This window comes from Streptomyces europaeiscabiei, from assembly GCF_036346855.1.
GTDB lineage: Bacteria > Actinomycetota > Actinomycetes > Streptomycetales > Streptomycetaceae > Streptomyces > Streptomyces europaeiscabiei.
Genome location: NZ_CP107841.1, coordinates 9,531,458 through 9,551,592, shown reverse-complemented (window position 1 = coordinate 9,551,592; position 20,135 = coordinate 9,531,458). Strand labels below are relative to the sequence as shown.

16 protein-coding genes and 1 pseudogene are annotated in these 20,135 nt (G+C 70.8%); 6 read left to right on the top strand and 11 right to left on the bottom strand.

The features are described from left to right. Positions 1-439: 439 nt before the first annotated feature. The 4 genes from OG858_RS41465 to OG858_RS41450 all read right to left on the bottom strand — a co-directional run bounded on the left by OG858_RS41465 (position 440) and on the right by OG858_RS41450 (position 5,791). Positions 440-1,819 carry an amidohydrolase family protein gene (locus tag OG858_RS41465; RefSeq protein WP_319065444.1) on the bottom strand — a complete coding sequence of 460 codons (1,380 nt, stop codon included), beginning with the start codon at positions 1,817-1,819 and terminating at the stop codon, positions 440-442. Then, entirely contained in the window at positions 1,816-2,838 is a 1,023-nt protein-coding gene (locus OG858_RS41460) for a quinone oxidoreductase family protein (protein ID WP_179201238.1), read from the bottom strand. The genes OG858_RS41465 and OG858_RS41460 overlap by 4 nt, the downstream gene beginning before the upstream one ends. A gap of 297 nt (positions 2,839-3,135) precedes the next feature. Beyond that, positions 3,136-4,332 (bottom strand): PucR family transcriptional regulator, encoded by a 1,197-nt coding sequence (locus tag OG858_RS41455; RefSeq protein WP_086750561.1) that lies wholly within the window; start codon positions 4,330-4,332, stop codon positions 3,136-3,138. 10 nt (positions 4,333-4,342) lie between these two features. Further along, the gene (locus OG858_RS41450) at positions 4,343-5,791 is read right to left on the bottom strand and encodes an aldehyde dehydrogenase family protein (RefSeq protein WP_086750562.1); all 1,449 of its coding nucleotides are present in this window, start codon (positions 5,789-5,791) and stop codon (positions 4,343-4,345) included. 73 nt (positions 5,792-5,864) lie between these two features. On the opposite strand from OG858_RS41450, the gene OG858_RS41445 reads away from it, so the two are divergent. The 3 genes from OG858_RS41445 (at position 5,865) to OG858_RS41435 (ending at position 10,840) form a co-directional block, all read left to right on the top strand. After that, complete coding sequence (locus OG858_RS41445; RefSeq protein WP_086750563.1) at positions 5,865-6,947, top strand: NAD(P)-dependent alcohol dehydrogenase; 1,083 nt, start codon at positions 5,865-5,867, stop codon at positions 6,945-6,947. A gap of 131 nt (positions 6,948-7,078) precedes the next feature. After that, a complete protein-coding gene (locus tag OG858_RS41440) occupies positions 7,079-9,280 on the top strand; it encodes a cytochrome P450/oxidoreductase (protein ID WP_319065447.1) in 2,202 nt (733 codons plus the stop codon). 417 nt (positions 9,281-9,697) lie between these two features. Beyond that, a complete protein-coding gene (locus tag OG858_RS41435; protein WP_086747677.1) occupies positions 9,698-10,840 on the top strand; it encodes an acetamidase/formamidase family protein in 1,143 nt (380 codons plus the stop codon). Between the two features lie 54 nt (positions 10,841-10,894). On the opposite strand, the gene OG858_RS41430 is transcribed toward OG858_RS41435, so the two are convergent. After that, positions 10,895-11,509: a GOLPH3/VPS74 family protein gene (locus OG858_RS41430; RefSeq protein ID WP_086747676.1), complete on the bottom strand. Its 615-nt coding sequence runs from the start codon at positions 11,507-11,509 to the stop codon at positions 10,895-10,897. A gap of 304 nt (positions 11,510-11,813) precedes the next feature. Here OG858_RS41430 and OG858_RS41425 point away from each other — a divergent pair. Continuing rightward, a pseudogene (locus OG858_RS41425) lies at positions 11,814-12,101 on the top strand (PadR family transcriptional regulator); the annotation flags it as partial. On the opposite strand, the gene OG858_RS41420 reads toward OG858_RS41425, so the two are convergent. Both OG858_RS41420 and OG858_RS41415 read right to left on the bottom strand, forming a co-directional pair. After that, positions 12,053-12,247, bottom strand: coding sequence for a winged helix-turn-helix domain-containing protein (locus OG858_RS41420; protein ID WP_256960320.1), 195 nt, complete (start codon positions 12,245-12,247; stop codon positions 12,053-12,055). The pseudogene OG858_RS41425 and the gene OG858_RS41420 overlap by 49 nt on opposite strands. Positions 12,248-12,768: 521 nt before the next feature. Continuing rightward, entirely contained in the window at positions 12,769-13,161 is a 393-nt protein-coding gene (locus OG858_RS41415; RefSeq protein WP_086747675.1) for a nuclear transport factor 2 family protein, read from the bottom strand. A 126-nt stretch (positions 13,162-13,287) separates the two neighbouring features. On the opposite strand from OG858_RS41415, the gene OG858_RS41410 reads away from it, so the two are divergent. Further along, on the top strand, positions 13,288-13,863 hold the full coding sequence (locus tag OG858_RS41410) for a PadR family transcriptional regulator (protein ID WP_086747674.1): 576 nt from the start codon (positions 13,288-13,290) through the stop codon (positions 13,861-13,863). A gap of 177 nt (positions 13,864-14,040) precedes the next feature. On the opposite strand, the gene OG858_RS41405 is transcribed toward OG858_RS41410, so the two are convergent. The 3 genes from OG858_RS41405 to OG858_RS41395 all read right to left on the bottom strand — a co-directional run bounded on the left by OG858_RS41405 (position 14,041) and on the right by OG858_RS41395 (position 17,151). Continuing rightward, positions 14,041-14,370: a hypothetical protein gene (locus OG858_RS41405; protein WP_086747673.1), complete on the bottom strand. Its 330-nt coding sequence runs from the start codon at positions 14,368-14,370 to the stop codon at positions 14,041-14,043. Next, the gene (locus OG858_RS41400) at positions 14,370-15,176 is read right to left on the bottom strand and encodes an SGNH/GDSL hydrolase family protein (RefSeq protein ID WP_086747672.1); all 807 of its coding nucleotides are present in this window, start codon (positions 15,174-15,176) and stop codon (positions 14,370-14,372) included. The genes OG858_RS41405 and OG858_RS41400 overlap by 1 nt, the downstream gene beginning before the upstream one ends. Before the next feature lie 514 nt (positions 15,177-15,690). Continuing rightward, the gene (locus OG858_RS41395; RefSeq protein WP_086747671.1) at positions 15,691-17,151 is read right to left on the bottom strand and encodes an aldehyde dehydrogenase family protein; all 1,461 of its coding nucleotides are present in this window, start codon (positions 17,149-17,151) and stop codon (positions 15,691-15,693) included. Between the two features lie 367 nt (positions 17,152-17,518). On the opposite strand from OG858_RS41395, the gene OG858_RS41390 reads away from it, so the two are divergent. After that, complete coding sequence (locus tag OG858_RS41390) at positions 17,519-18,463, top strand: NHL repeat-containing protein (protein WP_327725671.1); 945 nt, start codon at positions 17,519-17,521, stop codon at positions 18,461-18,463. Positions 18,464-18,592: 129 nt separating this feature from the next. Here OG858_RS41390 and OG858_RS41385 read toward each other — a convergent pair whose 3' ends face one another. Then, the gene (locus OG858_RS41385; RefSeq protein ID WP_327725670.1) at positions 18,593-20,068 is read right to left on the bottom strand and encodes an aldehyde dehydrogenase family protein; all 1,476 of its coding nucleotides are present in this window, start codon (positions 20,066-20,068) and stop codon (positions 18,593-18,595) included. Positions 20,069-20,135 lie beyond the last annotated feature (67 nt).

Here is a 20,135-nt window from a genome sequence, read left to right as displayed (position 1 = left end):
CCTCGTGCGCGCGGCACTCCACAGAGCTGGGATGTAGGCCGACGACAGGTGTGTCGGGGATCTGCGCGGGCGGGTTCGCCGGTCGGCGACGGCCATGTGCTGACGCACGGTGGGTCTGCGAGTGCCTGCGCCTCGATGTGCCGGGGAATCTCGCCGGTCGTGACGTTCGCTACGAACGCGGCGGTGTGCTCGGTGTCGAGCCGGGCGTCCTTCGGCTCCGGGGTGTCCGGCCGCCGGGCGCCGATGAAATGACCGTGCTCGACGGCGGCCCTCGCTGACCTGTGCGCGGCAGCCGTACGGCGTGGCGTCGACCCCGGTGTCGCGGTCGCGTCGGATGGGTCGTGTCGGCCGGGCCGGCGGCCTTCGGTCGCGACGGCTGGCCCTGATTCTTCGCCGGTGGAAGCCCGGACTTGTCGATGACGTTCAACGGCGGGTCTCCTTACCGGTCGGCCGCCGGCTCCGTGGGCCAGGTGGGGCGGGGCGTGATGCCGGCGCGCCTGAGGAGGGCGGCGGATCGTTCGGCGGCGGCCGCGGCGACGGCCGCGAGGTCGACGCCGGTCGGTCGCCGGTCGCGGACGACCACGCGGCCGTCGACCAGCACGTCTCGGACGGTGCGCGACACATGGCCCCATACGAGCTGGCGGGCGAGGTCGCCCCGGGGCACCCAGGCGGGGTCGCGGGCGTCGAGCACGACGATGTCGGCCGCCTTGCCCACTTCGAGGGAGCCGATGCGTTCGCCGAGACCGATCGCCCGGGCGCCGTCGATCGTCGCGAGGGCGAACGCCTGCTCGGCACGGACCGGGTCGGGCAGATCACGGTCGCGTTCGAGAGCGGCGAACAGATAGGCGGCGAGGAGGATGTCCGGACCGTCTCCGGCGTTGTGCGCGTCGCAGCCCAGGGCGACCCTGCCGCCCCGCCGCACCAGTTCGGCGTGGCGGGATGCGCGTGTGTACCCCTGGGCGAGACGCAGGTAGGCCCCCGGGCAGGCGGCGACCGCGGTTCCGGTCTCGACGATGGCGTCGACCTCCGCGTCGTCGAGCCACACGGCGTGCCCCAGCAGCAGGCGTGGGCCGAGTACTCCCAGCTCGCGGAAGTGGACCACCGGCCGGCGCGCGCAGCGCAGGGCGTACGCCTCGATGTCGGCGGGTCCCGGCGAGATGTGCCAGGTGACCCCGACATCGAGCCGCTCGGCCAGGCTCGCCGCACCGGCGAACAGCTCGTCGCTCGCCAGGTCGTGGCCGACGAGCGTCACCCAGCCGGTGACCGGCCCCGTGACCGGCAGGGACCGGACGATGTCCTCCTGCCGGGCGAGCACCTCGTCGGCGGGCGCGCCGAACGGCACGCCCTCGGCGTCCCAGCCCCAGCCGCCGACCCGCGCGCGGACGCCCGCCGTGCCGAGTCCGGCGGCAACTCGTTCCGGGTAGGCCACCGTGCCGGGTTCCAGCACCGTGGTGACGCCCCGGGACAGGCAGTCGATCGCGGTGATGGTCGCGGCCAGTTCGTCGTCGTCACCGTCGGCGTGGGCGTGCAGCGGGACGATCCAGTCGAAGATCGACTCCTGCGAACCGATGTGGTCCGGGATCGTGCTGCGCACGAGGGGGTCGACGGTGGTGTGCTGGTGTGCGTTGACCAGGCCCGGAATCACGACACAGCCCGACGCGTCGATCTCTCGCGCGCCCGGGAAGCGGGCGCGCAGATCCTCCGCCGTGCCGAGTGCGGCGATGCTGTCCCCGGACACGGCGACCGTCGCGCCGGTGAGGACGCGTCGAGCGGGGTCCATCGTGACGACGTCGCCACCCACGATCAGAAGGTCGGTCATGGCTCGATCACGACCTTGCCGATCGTCTCGCGGTCGGCGAGCACGTCCCAGGCGTCGGCCAGGTCCTCGAGCGGGAACCGGGCGGCGGTGGGCAGGTGCAGGCCGTCGGCGAAGCAGGCCGCGGTGGCCGCGACGAAGTCCGCCGAGGTGTAGCCGCCGGTGCCCAGCAGTTTCAGGCCGCGGTGGAAGACCTCCTGGAGCGAGAACGAGACCTGGTCGCCACTGGTGTTGCCCATCAGGAGCAGACGCCCGCGGATGCCCAGGCAGTCCAGTGAGGTGCGCCAGGTGTGGGTGCCGACGTGGTCCAGGACCAGATCCGCTCCGGCGCCACCGGTGAAGACCGACACCGCTTTCGCCGCGTCGGGGTCCCCGTTGGGCAGCACCAGGTCGGCACCGGCGGTGCGGGCCGCGTCCCGCTTCGCCTCGCTGCCGGCGAACGCGACGACCGAGGCACCGGCCCGCTTGGCCAGCGCGATGGCCGCCAGGCTCACGGCGCCGGCGCCGGCGTGCACGACGAGGGTCTCGCCCGCGGCGAGTGCCCCGACCGAGTGCACCGCGTGCCACGCCGTCGGGGCGGCGGTCGGCAGGGTGACGGCCGCCGCGAGCGGCAAGGAGTCGGGGACCTGCACTATCGATTCCGCGGAGGCCAGTACGTAGTCGGCCAGGGCGCCTGGGGCGTTGCCGCCGAGGATCCGGGGGCTCGAGCAGTACGCACGATCGCCCACCGCGCACCGGGAGCAACTGCCGCACCCCTGGGTGGGGTCCGCGACGACCCGGTCACCGGGGACGACCGAGCCGACCGCGGAACCGGTCGCCACCACCGTCCCGGCGAAGTCCATGCCCGGCACGTGCGGAAGCCGGAAGCCGGGGACCAGGCCCGGCCCCTTGCGCTGCAGCAGGTCCAGGCGGTTCAGCCCGCAGTACACGACCTCGACGAGAACGTCGCGCGGTCCGCAGACCGGCTCGGGGACATCCCGTAGGGACACTGCCTCGGGTCCGCCGAAATCTGTCTGCACCATGGCTCGCACCGCACTGCCTCCTTCCCTCGTCCGTCTCGCATTGCGAGGTGGTGGAACGTATTGCGAGGTACTTTGCCCCCGCCGACCGGTGGTGTCAACGCTCCCGGGGAACATCTTGGTTTCATTGGTGTATCGCCCATTCACAGGGCTGACAGCCCAGGCTGCGGCAGGTGGGTGAGGGTACGGAGGCAGGTGAAGGCGACCGCACCGGAAGGCGTCACCGCGACGCGTGACAGCACGACGCGTGACAGCACGACGCGTGACACCGCGGCGCGTGACACCGCGGCGCGTGACGACTCAGCGCCCGGTCGACACCGGCTCGTCGTCGTGCAGCCACTGGTCGTCGGCGGCGAGCAGGTCCAGGGCCGCGAGCGCCAGGTGCAGTTGCGCCGAGGCGGCGGGAAGCAGAGGGTCGGTACCCAGGAGGCTCTTGATCTGGCGCACCCGGTAGCCCACCGAGTTGCGGTGCAGATGGAGTTGTGCGGAGACGCTCTGCCGGCTGCCTCTCTCGGCCAGCCAGGCACGCAGAGTCGCCATCAGCTCCGGACGCTGCCGGATCGGGCCGAGGTGCGCCTCGACGTAGGCCTCGAGTCGCGGGCGCGGGAGGGGCAGGAGTACCTGGACGACCCCGCAGCGGTCGTAGGTGAGCAGCGGGACCATCCGGGCCCTGCCAAGTCCGAGCAGCCTCTCGGCCTCCGTGAAGGACCGGGCCAGGCCTACGGTCGAGTCGGGACGGGAACCGCTCGCCGCCATGACGTGGTCGGCGGAGTCGTCGTCGGTCATGAGACGCAGCCGGTTCCGCAGGCGGTCGAGCACGGCCTCGTCGGGCACCACCGTCCACGCGGTGCGCCCCTCCTGCCGCACCGGGTGCTCCAGCCAGGTGAGGGCGGTGGACCAGGCACGCAGGCGGGAGCCGCCGTAGTGCAGCACGGCACCGATCGGCGGTCGCCGCAGATCGATCCCCAGTCCCGCGGCCGCCGTGCACACCGCGGGGCTCACCGTCCCTGACCGCAGCGCGGCGATGACGTCGGCCGGTGTGTGCTGCGAAGAGACCTCGGCAGAGCCGTCCCCCGCGCGTACGGCGTCGATGAGCAGCGCGGTGACTGCGGCACCGGCCAGCGCCCGCACTCGCGGATCCCCGGGGCCGACGGTCAGCAGCACACCGGCCACGGTCGTCCCCGCACGCACCGGCAGGGCCGTGGCCCGTAGCCCGTCCAGCGTGTGGACCACCGGTCCGGTCGCTCCCACGAGCACGCCGTCCGCCGCCGCGGGCGGCACTCCCGCGCCGCCGTCGGTGGTCGCCAGTGGCGCGCCCTCGGCGGACAACAGGCGCACGTGCCGACCGGTCGCCCGGCGAAGCGCGTGGAGTACGTCCGAGCGCGCGGCGCCGGCGAGTACAGCCTCGGTCAGTTCCCGCTCCAGCACTGCAGGTGAGGCCTCCGGCCCCGGTCCTTCCCGGGCCGGTTCCGCCCGTGCCCCGGCAATGGTTCCCATGGTGTCGCTCTCAGCGGGCCAGCAGCCGGATGGCCACGCCCTTCTCCTGGGTGTACTCGCGCAGCGCCGCGTATCCGCCGCCCCGACTGAAGCCGCTGTCCTTCTGCATGTTGAACGGGAAGCCGATCACTCCCGCGTCATGGAACTGGTTGACCGCCACCTGCCCGGAGCGGACGTCCTTCGCCAGCCGGAGGGCCCGGGAGACGTCGTTGGTCCAGATACAGGCAAGCAGGCCGAAGTCCGTCGCGTTCATCAGCCCGGTCGCCTCGGCGGTGCCGCGGAACGACTGCACGGCGAGCACCGGGCCGAACACCTCCTCCCGGGCGACGCGCATGCCCGCGTCCACACGGTCGTACACGGTCGGCCGGACGAACCACCCGTCGCCGGTGGGCCCGCCACCGGTGACCAGCCGCGCCCCCTGGCGAGGCGCGTCCTCGAGGAAGCCGCTGACTCGGGCGAACTGCGCGGCACTGACCAGCGGGCCCATGTCCAGGTCGGCCTCCCAGGGCCCGGTCCTGACGTCGGCCATGCCGGCGGCGACCCGCTCCACGACCTCGTCGTGCACCGAGTCCTCCACGAGCAGTCGGGAACCGGCGTAGCAGTTCTGCCCCGCGTTCTCGGTGATCGAGGCGACGATCGCGGGGATCGCCGTGTCGAGGTCGGCATCGGCGAAGAGCACGTTCGGCGACTTGCCGCCGAGTTCCAGCTTCACCGGGACGAGGTTCTGTGCTGCGGCGGCCATGATCGCCCGCCCGATGGCGGTGGAGCCGACGAAGCTGATGTGGTTGACGCCCGGGTGTGTGGTGAGTGCGACACCCGCCTCGGGGCCGAGGCCCGCGACGACGTTGATCACCCCCGGCGGGAAGCCGGCGCGGCGGGCCAGTTCGACGAGGGCGAACGGGGCCAGCGGGGCGATCTCGGACGGCTTGAGCACGACCGTGTTGCCCGCGGCGAGCGCCGGCGCGATGTTGGCGGCGGTGAGCACGGCGGGGACGTTCCACGGAATGACGACGGCGCACACGCCGTACGGCTCGGGCACCGTGTAGCCCAGGTAGTCGGGGCCGCGGGTGGGCAACGTGACACCAGTGAGCTTGTCGGCCGCGCCGGCGAAGTAGTCGATGATGCCGTGCGCGATGTAGATGTTCGTCCGGCCACCGGACAGTGGCTTGCCCACGTCCTGAGCCTCGACGGCCGCGAGCGCCTCGACCTCGGCCATGATCAGGTCGGCCCAGCGCCGGATCAGTGCCCCGCGCTCGCTGGGGTTGGTCGCCGCCCAGGAGGGGAAGGCGCGGCGCGCCGCGGCCACCGCGTCGTCGACGTCGGACCCTCCGGCCCGGGCCACCATGGTGATCACCTGCTGGGTCGCCGGATCGAGGACGTCCAGCGTGCCGCCGTCGCGGGCCGGGACCCACTCGCCGTCGATGAAGTGCTGGGAAGAAGGGAAGTCAACAGCCGCCATACAGCGAACCTTGACCGACCTTGTCGCGCATGTCAATATGCGGTCTCGCAATGTGAGTCACTGAGGAGGCCCTGTGCGCGCCACCGCCGCTCTGCTGGAGCAACCCGGACAGCCATTCGTGCTGACCGAGGTGGACCTGGAAGAGCCCCGCCCGGACGAGGTGCTCGTCCGCGTCGCCGCAGTCGGCATCTGCGGTACCGACCTCGAGTTCGCCACCTTCTTTCCCACGCCCGCGCTGCTCGGACACGAAGGGTCGGGCATCGTCGAGAAGGTCGGCGCCCACGTCACCTCCGTACGCCCGGGCGACCACGTCGCCATGTCCTTCGCGTCCTGCGGTACGTGCACGCTGTGCCGCACCGGCTCGCCCGCCTACTGCCGCGGCTTCGACGCGGTGAACTTCTCCGGCCGCCGACCCGACGGCTCCACCGCGGTGAGGCACGAAGGGCGGGAGGTCAACGCCCACTTCCTCGGCCAGTCGTCGTTCGCCGGCCACGTCGTCGCACCGGAGCGGGCTGTCGTGAGAATCGACCCGTCGCTGGACCTGCTGCGGGCCGGGCCCTTCGGCTGCGGCTTCCAGACCGGAGCCGGCGGCGTGCTCAACGTATTGCAGCCGCGCCCGGGCTCGTCGATCGCGGTGTTCGGGGCGGGTGCCGTCGGCGTGGCCGCCATCATCGCCGCCTCGCTGAGCGGCTGCGCGGTCGTCACCGCCGTCGACGTGAACCCGGCCAAGCTGGAGGCGGCCCGCGGCTACGGAGCCACGCACACCGTCGACTCCTCGGCCGGGGGGAGCGCCGCGCAGCTGGCCGCCCTCGTCCCCGACGGGTTCGACTTCGTGATCGACACCACCGGTCGCGAGGACGTCCTGCGCACCGCCGTGGAGGCTCTCGGCCCGCTCGGTCGCGCCGGTGTCATCGGCATCGGCCCGAGCGAGTCGATGACCTTCGAATGGCGCAGCATCCTCAACGGGCGCAGCGTCACGGGCATCATCGGCGGGTCCAGCCTGCCTCAGGTGTTCCTGCCACAGCTGTTGAAGCTCAATGCCGAGGGCCGATTTCCGGTGGAGAAGATGATCACGTACTTCCCGTTCGAGCAGATCAACGAGGCCGTCGCGGCGGTCCGCTCCGGCTCCGTCGGCAAGGCCGTGCTGACCTTCTGAACGTCATCAACGAGACGTTGTCGCAGGCAGCGGCACACCTTAGGGTGGCCGACGCAGATGAGGCAGCAGTCATCCGGTGGCGCGGCCGGCCAACACCGCGCAGAAGACCGAGCACGTGGAGCGTGCCCAACATGTCCGCCGACATCGACTTCGACCACCATTCCGACGAGGCCAACGCCGATCCGGTCGCCTACTACGCGCGATTCCGTGAGACCTGCCCGGTAGGCCACTCCGCCGCCTACGACGGTTTCCACTACACGACGCGCTATGCCGACGTGGCCCGCATCGCCCGCGACGACGAGACGTTCTCCTCCGCTCGCAGCGACCACGGCGGCCGGGGGGTCGGCATCGTCATCCCCAAAGGACCGGGGCTGGAGCAGTATCCGATCGAGCTCGACCCGCCGCGTGCGACGGAGTACCGGAAACTGATCAACCCGCTGCTGACCCCGGAGGCGGTCGAGCACCTGGTACCCATGATCGAGCGCCACGCCGCCCGCGTCGTGGACGACTTCATCGAGCTCGGCTCCTGCGACTTCGTCCGCGACCTCACCAACCCGCTGCCGGCCGCGGTGACCTTGGACTGGCTCGGTTTCCCCGAGGAGGACTGGGCGAAGCTGGCAGGGCCGATCCACGACATCTTCGCCGCGCCGGCCGGCAGCGAACGCGCCGTGCGCGGGGCCGCCGGACTGGCCTACATGGACCAGCGCATCCGCGAGCTGATCGCCGAGCGCCGGTCCGAGCCGAAACCCGACGGAGTCAGCACGCTGGTGGCCGGCCGGCGCGCCGACGGAAGCGAGTTCGGCGACGACGAGCTGGTGTCGGTGATCGGCCTGCTCATCGCCGGCGGCGTCGACACCACCACCTCCCTGACCGGGTCGACCCTCGTCCACCTCGCTCGCCACCCCGACCAGCGCCAGAAGCTGATCGACTCCCCCGATCTGCTGGACACCGCGACCGAGGAGTTCCTCCGCGCGTTCGCCCCGTCGCAGTCGATGGCGCGCACGGTCACCCAGGACGTCGAGGTCGGCGGCTGCCCGATGCGCGCGGGCGACCGGGTGCTGATCCCGTGGGTCGCCGCGAACCATGACCCCGCCGTGTTCCCCGACCCTGATCAGGTACGACTGGACCGCGACGCCGGCCGGCACCTCAGCTTCGGAATCGGATCGCACCGGTGCGCCGGCGCGCACCTCGCCCGAGCCATGTTCCGCGCGATGATGACGCAGGTCCTCACCCGGCTGCCCGACTACCGGGTGATCGAGGAGGGGCTCATCCCCTACCCGACACGCGGCAACCAGTCCGGCTGGGACGCCGTCCCGGCGGTCTTCACGTCCGGTCCTCGGGCGACCGCGGCAGCGGGATCGAGCCGCGCGCTGACCACGCCCACCCCGCTGCGGGTGACCGAGGTGCGCGCGGCGGCCGACGGCGTCGTCGCCGTCGGCCTCGCCCTGCCGGACGGAGGCGAACTGCCCGCCTGGCAGCCCGGCGCGCACGTCGAGTTGCGTCTGCCCTCGGGCAGGCTGCGCCAGTACTCGCTGTGCGGCGACCCCGCCGACGCCGCGACGTGGCGCATCGGCGTCCTGCACGAGCCGGAGGGCCGGGGCGGTTCGGTCGAGCTCCACGGACTCGCCCGCCCCGGAGCCACCTTCGCGGTACGCGGACCGCGCAACCACTTCCCGCTCACGCCGGCGCCGTCGTACCTGTTCCTCGCCGGCGGCATCGGCATCACACCGATCCTCGCCATGGTCCGCGAGGCCGCCGGACGCGGCACGCCCTTCACCGTCGTCTACGGCGGACGCACCCGCTCGACGATGGGGTTCGCCGACGAACTCGCCGCCGTCGCCGGCGACGCGCTCACCTTGCTCCCGCAGGACGAGGCCGGACTGCCGGACCTTCCCCGGCTGCTGGGAGGGCTGGACGCGGACACCGCCGTCTACGCGTGCGGGCCGTCACCGATGCTGGCGGCCGTCGAGCGCGAGTGCGCCCGCCTGGATCTCACCGACCGGCTGCACCTGGAGCGCTTCGCCGCCGGCGACGATCTCGAGACGGCGTTCGACGCCGCTGAGAACCGGACCTTCGAGGTCCGGCTCGCGCGCACGGGAGTCACGCTCCCCGTGCCGGCCGACCGCCGGCTCATCGAGGTCCTGCGCGATGCCGTCAGCGGCCTTTCCTACGACTGCGAGAAGGGATACTGCGGCGCCTGCGAAACCCGTGTCCTCGCCGGGACACCCGAACACCGGGACTCCGTCCTCAGCGACGAGGAACGCCTTGCCGGACGCACGATGATGATCTGCGTCGGCCGCTGTCAGGGCGACCGGCTCGTCCTCGACCTCTGAGGGACGGCCGGGCGGACGCGTCCACCGCCCGCCCGGCCGGGCCGACGATCACGTCGTAGGCCGCCACCACCGCGCGCGACACCTCCGGGCACGACGATGGGCTCCGTCCGAAGACCGGTCGGGACCCGTCGTCGACGCGCCTGCCCCTCTGCCGGACGAGCGAACACACCGGACTCGGCAGGGCTGTGCGGGTATGACCGGCCCACCTTTCGCAGCAGCGGCCCCGGACGACTCCGGCAGTGCGTACTACGCCCCTCCCGCGGCCTCGCCGCCGCTTCCCAGGATCGCACCACCATCCCTTTTTACGAGATGACATGTTGCGATGCGAGACGCTTTTACCGCGTCGCCCCTCGCGCGAAACACCACGGCAACAGGGCATTCCTAGCGTCGAGTCATCGCTTACAGAAAAGGTGGGCCATGACCGCGACCGACTCTCCCCTGCTCGACGTTGCCGCGACCGGCTTCCCGATCCTCCAGCCCGGTCACGGAGTGATCGCGTCGACGACCTACCTCCCGGCCACGCCCGGGAACACCCTGTGGGGTCGCCTTCCGTGCGAGGCGGACTCGCCGTGTGCGGTCGTGCAACCGGGCTCCGTCATCACGGTCGACACGATCAGTCACGAGGGAGTTCTGGAGGACCAGGGCCGCAACCCGCGCGAGTTCTTCGGCCGTTACGGCGTCAGCGGCGGCCATGTGCTCGACGACGCCCAGCAGGTGGCGGACTCCGGCATACCGCACGACTTCGACGATGACGGGCCGCACCTCGTCACCGGACCGATCGCCGTGGCCGGCGCCCGGCCGGGCGATCTGCTCGCCGTGACCGTCCTCGACCTCAGCCCGCGGGTTCCCTACGGCATGGTCTCCGCACGCCACGGCTTCGGCGCGCTCCCTGGCGAGATGCCGTCGCTGCCCGGCCCTCTGTTCACCTTCGCCACGGCACACGCGGATCGCCACGGCGCGTGGGGCCGGATGGCGGTCGACCCGACGGACTCCTCCCGCGGTTCACTGCGCTTCCCACTGCGGCCGTTCCTCGGCGTCATGGGCGTGGCGGTGCCCGGGGACGAGCGACCGCACTCGGTCCCGCCGGGGCGCCACGGGGGCAACATCGACGTCTCCCTGCTCGGCGAGGGCGCCACGCTGTTCCTCCCGGTGCAGGTCGACGACGCGCTGGTCTACTTCGGGGATCCCCACTTCGCGCAGGGCGATGGCGAGGTCGCCCTGACAGCGTTCGAGGCGTCGCTGCGCGCCACCGTGAAGCTCGAGGTGGTGCCGGGCGGTGCGGCCGTGCGCCCTGGCCACGGCCGCATCGCCCCGTTCGCCGAGACGGACGACCACCTCGTACCGATCGGCCTGGACGAGGATCTGAACGAGGCGATGCGCGACTGTGTGCGTTGCGCGCTGGACCTGCTCGCGACCGATTACGGTATCGACCGCCATGTGGCGATGGCCTACCTCAGCGCGGCAGGCGACTTCGCGGTCTCCCAAGTCGTCGACGGCGTGAAGGGCGTTCACGGGAAGATCCGCAAGTCGGACTTCCGCGAAGTTCGCCGACCGCGTTGACCGGTGGATCGCGCCGATTTCCGCCCCGCACGGGGACACGGCGGGGCGGCAGGTTCAGGCCCAGGAGCAGAGCCCCGCGTGCCATACGCACGCGGCGACCGCGGCCAGTATCTGGGCACAGGCCGGGCTCAGGGACCGCACCATCGCCCCGTATTCGCTCCCGTCCTGATCCGCAGAAGTCGCTCCGCAGGCAGTCGCCAGTGCGGTCAGCGCGACGGAGCGGTCATCGGCCCCACTGCGCGGAGACCGGACCGCGGCCCCCTGTCGCTCCCCGGACAGGACGTCGTAGCGACGGCCCGAATCGGTCGGCAGAGGCAACCGCCGCGGCAGGCGAACAAGGACGCCGTCAGTGATCAAACCGGCCGCGAGACGCTTGTGCGCGCCGCCACTCAGGGTCCGGACCCACTGCGCCGGCGTGCGCAGCCGGCGCGACGACTCGATCCGCGCGAGAACCTCGCCGAGTACGCGGTCGGGCGGCTGTGCGGCGTGGACGGCGACAATGTGTCCGTCAACAGTGTGGATGAGGCCGCCCATAGCCAGTTCCATCAGCATCGCACCGCTGAGGCCGAAGTCGAGACCGGTGCGATAGCTGGGAACACGACCCTGTCCGTCCAAGTACACGGCCAGCATGAAGTCGCCCGCGAGGCTCGTAGTGGAACCGGCCTTCATCCTGTTCTCCCATTCGCGGCGCGTCGGCTTGGACTTCCGGGTGCTTTTGACCGGGCAGCCGAACCAGATCCCGAAGGGTCTGGCACAGCACTATGGAGGTCGCGCAGCCCTTCGTCAATGCAAGACGCCGTCCCGGTATACAGAACGCGCCTGGACACAGGCTCGGTACTTCGGAACAGCCCAGGTCACGAGTGGTGACACGCGGGCGCGACGAACGGGCCGTTCAGCGCCGTCCCGCGTGAGCCCTGTCTCACCCGGGCAGCGCCACTTGGCCATGCAACGAGTTGCATATGAGGATCGACGTATGGCGCTCGAGCACGCGATCCTCGTCTCCCTGCTGGAGAAGCCGGGCTCCGGCTATGAGCTCGCCCGGCGGTTCGAGCGGTCCATCGGATACTTCTGGACCGCCACGCACCAACAGATCTACCGCGTTCTCAAGCGCATGGAGAGCGCGGGACTGCTCGCCGTCCGCGAGCTGTCGCAGCGGAGCCGGCCGGACAAGAAGGAGTACTCCGTCGTAGGCCCCGGCCGCGCCGCACTCTCTCAGTGGCTGCACGAACCGATCCAGCCCGAGAACATCCGGCACGAACTCGGTGAAGCTCTCGCGTCGTCGCCGATCGCGCGCCGCAGGGTGCGGATGTGTACGTCCACGACGCGCTCGTCGCCGAAGAAGTCCTCGCCCCATACCTGGGTCAGCGGTCCGCGCCGGGTGAAGACCCGCCCAGGGGCCCGGGCCATCGCGAACAGCAGATCGAAGTCGGGGGCGGAAAGCTCCACCGTCCGGTCGGTATCGACAAGCATTTCTGCGCGAGCATCCGGGCGTCGAGGTCGTGTGCCGTGACGGCTCCGTCACGTCCCTGGCGAGCGCGAAGAAACGCTCGACGCGGGAGCGGTTGCTGGGGAAGGCGTCCTCCAGGGCGTCCACGGCGCCGGCCAGTCGGCGGGAAGGGTCGCATCGTGCCGACCGGGTACCACGGCGTGACACAGGTCGTGCTCCTGGACGAACGGTGAGTAAGCGACGCCCAGCTTCTCGAACAGCCCGCGCAGCGTGTACGGCTGGACTTCCAGGCCGACTCCGGACAGCCGGTGCAGCGCCGTCTCGAACTCGAAGCGGCCTCGTCGAAAGGAGGTGGCGCAGCCGCCGGGGACGTTGTGGTGCTCCGCCAGGAGGGTGCACAGTCCCAGCGTTGGAGGGTGGCGGCGGTCAGTCCGGCGTTGCCCCGCGCCGATGACCACCGCGTCGAAGTCCGTCGTCGTGGTTACTGTTGGGCTGCCTCTCGGGCGATCTGCTCGAACTGGGCGCCCATGGCCTCGCCGAGCGCCTGGGCGGCGGAGAGCGGGCGCACCATCACCGTGAACTCGTCGATTTTCCCGTCGTCGTCGAAGTGCAGGAAGTCGCATCCCTGGAGCTGCTTGCCGGCGACAGTGGCGGTGAAGACGAAGGCGTGATCGCGGCCGTCGGAATTGGCGATCTCACGGATGTAGGTGAAGTCCTCGAAGACCCGGAGCACGCCGCGCAGGATCGCCGCGGTGATCGCCTTGCCCGGGTACGGCTTGAAGGCGACGGGGCTGGTGAAGACGACGTCGTCGGCCAGCAGAGCGGCCACAGCGTCCAGGTCGCCGCTCTCGACGGCCTTACGGAAGGGATGCATGAGCCCACCTCTGATACTCAGAAATATGAATAAGTGTGGTGGAGATTAGATGGGCCCGCTAGGGCTTGTCTACAGGGAAGGGATGAACTTTATTCACCTTGTTGATTAATCTGCTAGCGTGCATCCATGGCTTTGCGGAACGCGGTGATGGCCGCACTGTTGGAGGGCGAGGCGTCCGGGTACGACCTCGCGAAGGCGTTCGACGCGACGGTCGCCAACTTCTGGATGTCCACGCCCCAGCAGCTCTACCGGGAGCTGGATCGCATGGAGGCCGAAGGACTCGTCACGGCCCGCGTCGTCGAGCAGAAGCGGCGCCCCAACAAGCGACTGTTCTCCTTGACGGAGGCCGGGCGGAAGGCCGTCCACGCCTACACCGCCGAGCCCTTGGGCAAACCGGCGGTGATCCGGGACGAGTTGCTTGTCAAGGTGCAGTGCCTGGACGCGGGCGACATGGAAGCGGTCGGGACCGCCATCACCGAGCGCATGGAGTGGGCCGCCGCCAAGCTGGCCCGCTACGAGCGGCTCCGGCAGCGCCTGCTCGACGGGCGCTCCGAGGAGGCGTACTTCGCCGAGGCCGAGCGCATCGGCCCGTATCTCACCCTGCTGCGCGGGATGTCGTTCGAGCGGGAGAACCTCCAGTGGGGGGACATGGCGCTGCGCAGGCTCGGACAGCGCACGGCCGCGCTCCGGGCCGACGGCTGACTGTGGCGGCCCCACCCACACGGTTAGGGCCCTTCTGATGGATCTCCCTGGGAGAAGGAGCGGCGTTCGGTGCGTGCGCTCGGCGTGCGTGGTGGGCGTCGCGACGCCGGGGAGGTCCATCAGAACCGCCCTAGTCACCAAAGTGAGGAGCTGGAAGGTCGTGAGCAGCCCGGCCTCTCAGGGGTCGTCGGTCTGTGTCCGAGCGAGCACCGACTGCGGTTCCTTGTCGGCGGGATTGCGATGCAGTTTCTTGCGGTCGTAGAACCGGGTCACGCCGAAGCCGAAGAGGCATGCGACCGCGGGTCCCAAGCCCAGGATCACCCAGCCTCGGGGTAGTCCGGCGTCGCCCTGGGCGTCGTCGTAGAGGATGGAGCGGGCGACGCCGGTGATCTGACGCAGGGGCTGGAACTCGCCGAGGGTGCGATGGAAGCCGGGGAGTGCCTGGAGGGGACCGTGGCGCCGGACGTCGGTACCGCCATGGCGATGTGGAAGATCGTGATGATGCATCACACCGATGGGGAGGTGTCCCCAGCGGACGCGGCCACCGGAAGCAGCGCCGGCCGCTTGGCCTGGCGGCCGTCGCCGGAGGAGCGGCCACGCAGGCGGCGGCCGACCCAAGGGCCGAGGAAGGTGCCGGCCCACCGCACCTCGGCACCCAATGTCCTCCAGACGGAGATGTCTGTCCCCTCGGCCGGAAGGGGAAGGGTCCACTTGCCGTCGCTGCCCGGCAGACCGAGTGCCTGGGCCACGGCAGCCGCGATGCGCGTGTGTCCCAGCGGGCCGGCGTGCAGCCGGTCAGCACTCCACAACCGTGGATCGGTCGCCGCCGCGTGCGCGGCCGTCTCCGCCACCACCACGCCGTGGCGGTCGGCGGCCTCCCGGATGCGCGCGTTGAGTGCGAGAACACGGTGACCGATCGGGCGGGCCAACGGCGTGATACGCCCGATATCGGGAAACATGAGGGTCGCGACGGTGGCGCCCTGCGCCGTCAGGGCGGCGAACATCGCCTCAACATGGCCGGCCACCTCGTCGAGGTCGCAGCCCGGGCGCAACGCATCGTTGACACCAGCCACCACGGTGGCGAGGTCGGGCCGCATCGCGAGAGCCGGAGCCAGCTGCTCGGCGCGCACCTGACCGGCCTTACGGCCGCGCACCGCGAGGTTGGCGTAGAGCAGGCCGGGGCTGTGGCGGGCGACCTGCTCGGCGAGCCGGTCCGCCCAGCCCCGAAGACCGCGGACGTCGTCGCCGTCCCCGAGCCCCTCGGTGTGACTGTCGCCCAGGGCGACATAGCGCAGATACCCACTGCTCGACACGGGGCCGACCGCCTCTCGTCAACGCTGCTGATAGACCTGGCACACGGCCATCGTTAAACAACTAGGCACCTAGTCGCATTGTTGAATATGAGGATAGCTGCGAGCTCACCTTCCTGCAAAGTGACGCCGCTCAGGCAGGAGCTGAGACCGTCGAGGGCGGTACACCGCCGCAGTCCACCGCCTTGATCCCGCGCCGACCTCACCGCCCATCCCCTCTTCAGACCTGAGCACCGACCACGGTCTGCGCAGGGACCCGAGCGCCCGGGTCGTCAACGGCACGCACGACGAGGACACGGTCGGCTTCCCCACCGCCCGCCGTTTCGCGCCGGACCGCCCGTACCGGGTCACCTTCAACGGTGGCGTCCACGGCCCGGGCGACAACGCCTACTGCCAGGCCGCCATGCCCCCGGCTCGCCTCCGGCTCAGAAGAGCCGGGGACGGAATTCACCCGGCCGATCCGGCCGCAAGGGCCCGCCGACGGCGGCCGGGCGCTCGGAGCGGCCCTGTCGAGAGGTCAGGCGAGGGAGATGACGACGGACTTGGTCCTCGTGTACGCCTGCAGCGCCTCCGGCCCGGATTCGCGCCCGTAGCCGGACTGCTTGACGCCGCCGAAGGGCACGGCGGGATCGAGCATGGCCCAGTCGTTGACCCAGACGATGCCGGCGTCCAGTCGCGCGGCGACCCGATGGGCGCGCGCCAGGTCGGAGGTCTGCAGACCGGCGGCGAGTCCGTACGGCGTGCTGTTCGCCAGCGCGATCGCCTCTTCCTCGGTGTCGAAGGGCTGAACCGTCAGCACCGGGCCGAAGATCTCCTCCTGGACGGTGCGGGCGTCGTTGTCCAGGCCGGCGATGACGGTGGGCTTGAAGTAGTGACCGCCGTTGAGTTCCAAGCGCTCACCGCCGACGACGATGCGGCCGCCGTCCTCGACAGCCGCTTTCACGAAGCGCTCGACGTTCTCCACGTGCCGCTCGCCGGCCATCGGGCCGACGACGGTGGCCGGGTCGAAGGGGTCGCCGACGGGGACCCCCGGAACCGCGTCGGCGAGGATCCCGAGCACCGTGTCGTGCAGGGACCGGTGGACCAGCAGCCGGGGTCCGCCCATGCAGAACTGTCCGGTGTTGAAGACGAAGGCCTTGATGATCGCGCCGATCGCCTTCCCGACGTCGGCGTCCTCGAAGACGATGTGCGGCGCGTTGCCACCCAACTCCATGGTGACCGGCTTGAGTTGTTCGCCGGCCGTGCTCGCCACCAGGCGGCCGACCCTCGTCGACCCGGTAAAGGCGATCTTGTCGACGCCCGGATGACGCAGCAGTGCCTCACCCAGGACGGGGCCGCTGCCGGTGACGACGTTCACCACACCCGCGGGAACGCCGGCGTCGGCGAGGATCTCCGCCATCAGCAGCGCGCTGAGGGGGGTCTCGTCGGCCGGTTTGTGGACGATGGTGTTGCCGGCCGCCAGGGCGGGGGCGAACTTCGACGTGCTCAGGATCAACGGGAAGTTGAACGGGGTGATCGCTCCCACCACACCGACGGGCTCCCTGCGGGTGTAGGCGTGGGAGGGGATGGGGATCTCCCGCGTGGCCCCGTCGACCGACTGCGCCAGCGCCGAGTAGTACTCGTACGTCTCGGCCACGGTCTCCACGTCGACCGCTCGGCAGAGCGAGACGGGCTTGCCGACGTCGAGGCTCTCGACGGCGGCGATCTCGTCCGCACGTTCGCGCACCAGATCGGCCACCCGGTGCAGCACCCGGGCGCGCTCACGGGCGGGTGTCCGGGGCCAGGGCCCCGCGTCGAAGGCCTCGCGGGCGGCGGCCACCGCGGCGGCGACATCCGCCCCGTCGGCCTCCGCGACCGTGGTGACGACTTTGCCGGTGGACGGGTCGATGACGTCGCGCCGTTCCTTGGACTCCGCGTCCCGCCACTCTCCGCCGATGAACAGCCTGCCCGGTTCGATGTGCGGTCGCTGCACGCTCATGCCCGCTCGCCTTCCCGGTGCGGCGCGGAGCCGTCACCGTACTCACGCCGGTCGCGCCACTGCGACCGGCAGGTTTTCGGATGATGGCCCAGCGGTGACGGCCTGGACAGAGAGCCGGGAGGCGAGCGCTGGAAGTAGGGACGAATGACGTATCCCGTGCGCGACGTTCGGCCTTGCGAGGTCGGCCTGGTGTCGAGTGGCGCGCCTTCGCTGTCGTGCTCCCACCGGCCCGGCGGCTTTCCGTCCGATGGACCGAGGAGAGTCAGGACATTCGTCGCTGTGCACGGGTATTTGAACTCTCAAGAATTGATCCAGGAGCCCAGCCGGACCGGCACGGCCCGTCTTGTTTTCCGTGGAAGGACGATCGATGACAAGTTCTCTCGCACGCAGGCAGCTTCTCGGCGCGGGCATCGCCCTGGGAGCGACGGCCCTGATCGGTGGTACGGCACAGGCCGCCCCGGGCACCGCCGGATCCTGGCCCGGGGAGTTCTCGCTGCCCAACGGCTGGGGGCCGGAGGGAGTCGCGATCGGCTCCGGGCCGTACGCCTACTTCGGGTCGATCGCCACCGGCGGCGTGTACCGGGTGAACCTCGCGAACGGCAAGGGCAAGGTCGTCCACCGCGGCCTGGGGCGCATGACGGTCGGCCTGAAGGTCGACTCCTGGGGGCGGCTGTTCCTGGCGGGTGGCAGCAGTGGTGAACTGCGGGTCGTCGACGCCCGCAGTGGTGCGCTGCTCGCCAACCACGTGGTCGCCGGAGAGAACAGTTTCGTCAACGACGTCCTGCTCACCCGCGACGCCGCCTGGTTCACCGAGTCGTTCAGCGCGCGGCTGTTCAAGCTGCCCCTGGGCAGGCAGGGCCGCATCAGCGCCCCGGAGAGCCTCACGCTGAGCGGTGACTGGGTGCAGTCCGGTTTCACGTCCAACGGCATCTCGCTCACGCCCGACGGCAGCGCCCTGCTCGTCACCAACGCGGCCGCGGACGGCGGATCACTGATGCGCGTCAACCCCCGCACCGGCGTGGCCCGCAAGGTGGACCTGGGCGACACGGTGCTGCCCAGCGGCGACGGGCTGGTGCTCGTCGGCCGCACGCTCTACGTCGTCCAGCCGAACTCCAACCAGGTGGACGTGATCCGGCTCAACCGGTCGGGATCGCGGGGCACCGCGATCGGGGTGATCAGGGACGACCGCTTCGACCTGCCCACCACGGCCGCCGCGTACAAGGGTCGTCTCTACCTGCCCAACTCCCGCTTCACCACCCCGGACCGGGACGAGAACACCCCTTACAACGCGGTGTCCGTGTCGTTGGTGTGACGTACGGCCGGAGTACGGCTGGACCCCGTCCGCTCGAAGCGGGCGGGGTCCGTTGCTCTGACGTACGGCCGGAGTGCGGTTGTACCCCGCCCGCTCAAGGCCGGCGGAGTACAGCAGCACTCGCCGTTTCTATCCGTGCGTCGTGATGGTGTGCGCTTCGGTGAAGGAGAGCAGGCCCTCCGAGCCCATCTCCCGTCCGATGCCACTCTGGCGGAAGCCGCCGAAGGGAGCCCGGTCGTCGCACGCGACGGCGTTGGCGTGGTTGATCCAGGTGGTGCCGGTACGCAGCCTTTCCGCGATCCTGCCCGCGTGGGCGGGATCGCCGCTCCAGACCGAGGAGCACAGTCCCGACCAGTCGTTGTTGACCCGGTCCACCACGGAATCGACGTCGTCGAAAGGCAGGATCGGCAGGGCGGGGCCGAACTGCTCCTCGGTGACGATCCGCAAGCGGGGGTCGAGGACGAGTGCGGGGCGCAGGAAGTGGCCCGCGGAGGTGGCGGCGCCGGGGGCCAGGGTGCCCCGTTCGCGCACCTCGGCTCCGGCGTCGGCGGCCTCGGCCAGCATGGCGGTGACCTTGTCGCGCTGGGCGGCGCTGTTGAGCGGGCCCATGGTCGAGGCGGGATCGGTTCCCGCGCCCACGCGATGGGTGTCGAGGGCGGAGGTCAGCGCGTCGACGAGCTCTTCGTAGCGGGAGCGATGGACGTACACCCGTTTGACCGCCATGCAGACCTGGCCGCTGGTCAGGAAAGCGCCCTGGACGAGCCGTCCGATGTGCTCCTGGTCGAGTACGGCGTCGTCGAGGACGATCGCGGGGTCGTTGCCGCCGAGTTCGAGCGTCACCGAGGCGAGGTTCTGTGCGGCGGCCGCCATGATGTGTTTGCCGGCGGCCGTGCTGCCGGTGAAGACGATCTTTCGGACACGAGGGTCGGTGAGCAGGGGGGCGACCGCGTCGTTGCTGCCCGTCACGACGTTCAGCACCCCCGCCGGGAGCCCCGCGGCGAACAGCTCCAGCGTGCGCACCATGGCCAGCGGCACGGTGGGCGGGGGCTTGACCACGGCCGTGTTCCCGGCGAGCAGCGCGTACGGCAGGCTCGCCCCGAGGATGGCGATCGGCCAGTTGAACGGCACGATGACGGTGACCACGCCCATGGGGAGCCGATGGATGTGCGAGGTCAGCGGCGGGCCGTCGAGGCGTCGTACCTGGTCGAGGGAGTCGGCCAGGTCGATCGCCGCCCGGGTGCGTGCGACGAAAACCCCCATCTCCACCTGGCTCTCGAAGGAGACCTTGCCGTTCTCCCTGGTCATCAGGGCCGCCCGCTCGGCCTCACTGCCGTCGAGGAGGGTGAGCGCCTGGCCGATGATCTCCGCTCGCCGGCGGGCGGGCATCGCTGCCCAGCTCGGGAACGCCGCGTCCGCGGCGGCTACCGCCGCCCGGGCCTGTTCAACGGTGGCCGCTGCGGCATGACCGACGATCTGATCAGGGGCCGCAGGGTTGTGAACGTCCGTCCAGTCTTCGGTCTCGACGGTTCTGCCGTCGATGAGCAGTCCGGTACGGACAGGTGCCGCCCAGGTCTCCGCCGGTGTGGTGTGGACTCTTTCGGACATGTGACTCTCCAGAGGATCGGGTGTGCCCCGCCGTTCCGTGCCTGCGCCGTTCCCCGCCTCTCGGCGT

What these genes read in the sequence shown, in the direction of transcription:
- OG858_RS41420 (WP_256960320.1), bottom strand. Translation starts at nt 12,247, where the DNA reads ATGGCCCGGGCCCCTGGGCGGGTCTTCACCCGGCGCGGACCGCTGACC.
- OG858_RS41405 (WP_086747673.1), bottom strand. Translation starts at nt 14,370, where the DNA reads ATGCATCATCACGATCTTCCACATCGCCATGGCGGTACCGACGTCCGG.
- OG858_RS41395 (WP_086747671.1), bottom strand. Translation starts at nt 17,151, where the DNA reads ATGAGCGTGCAGCGACCGCACATCGAACCGGGCAGGCTGTTCATCGGC.
- OG858_RS41440 (WP_319065447.1), top strand. Translation starts at nt 7,079, where the DNA reads ATGTCCGCCGACATCGACTTCGACCACCATTCCGACGAGGCCAACGCC.
- OG858_RS41460 (WP_179201238.1), bottom strand. Translation starts at nt 2,838, where the DNA reads ATGGTGCAGACAGATTTCGGCGGACCCGAGGCAGTGTCCCTACGGGAT.
- OG858_RS41410 (WP_086747674.1), top strand. Translation starts at nt 13,288, where the DNA reads ATGGCTTTGCGGAACGCGGTGATGGCCGCACTGTTGGAGGGCGAGGCG.
- OG858_RS41450 (WP_086750562.1), bottom strand. Translation starts at nt 5,791, where the DNA reads ATGGCGGCTGTTGACTTCCCTTCTTCCCAGCACTTCATCGACGGCGAG.
- OG858_RS41415 (WP_086747675.1), bottom strand. Translation starts at nt 13,161, where the DNA reads ATGCATCCCTTCCGTAAGGCCGTCGAGAGCGGCGACCTGGACGCTGTG.
- OG858_RS41435 (WP_086747677.1), top strand. Translation starts at nt 9,698, where the DNA reads ATGACCGCGACCGACTCTCCCCTGCTCGACGTTGCCGCGACCGGCTTC.
- OG858_RS41465 (WP_319065444.1), bottom strand. Translation starts at nt 1,819, where the DNA reads ATGACCGACCTTCTGATCGTGGGTGGCGACGTCGTCACGATGGACCCC.
- OG858_RS41385 (WP_327725670.1), bottom strand. Translation starts at nt 20,068, where the DNA reads ATGTCCGAAAGAGTCCACACCACACCGGCGGAGACCTGGGCGGCACCT.
- OG858_RS41430 (WP_086747676.1), bottom strand. Translation starts at nt 11,509, where the DNA reads ATGAAGGCCGGTTCCACTACGAGCCTCGCGGGCGACTTCATGCTGGCC.
- OG858_RS41455 (WP_086750561.1), bottom strand. Translation starts at nt 4,332, where the DNA reads ATGGGAACCATTGCCGGGGCACGGGCGGAACCGGCCCGGGAAGGACCG.
- OG858_RS41390 (WP_327725671.1), top strand. Translation starts at nt 17,519, where the DNA reads ATGACAAGTTCTCTCGCACGCAGGCAGCTTCTCGGCGCGGGCATCGCC.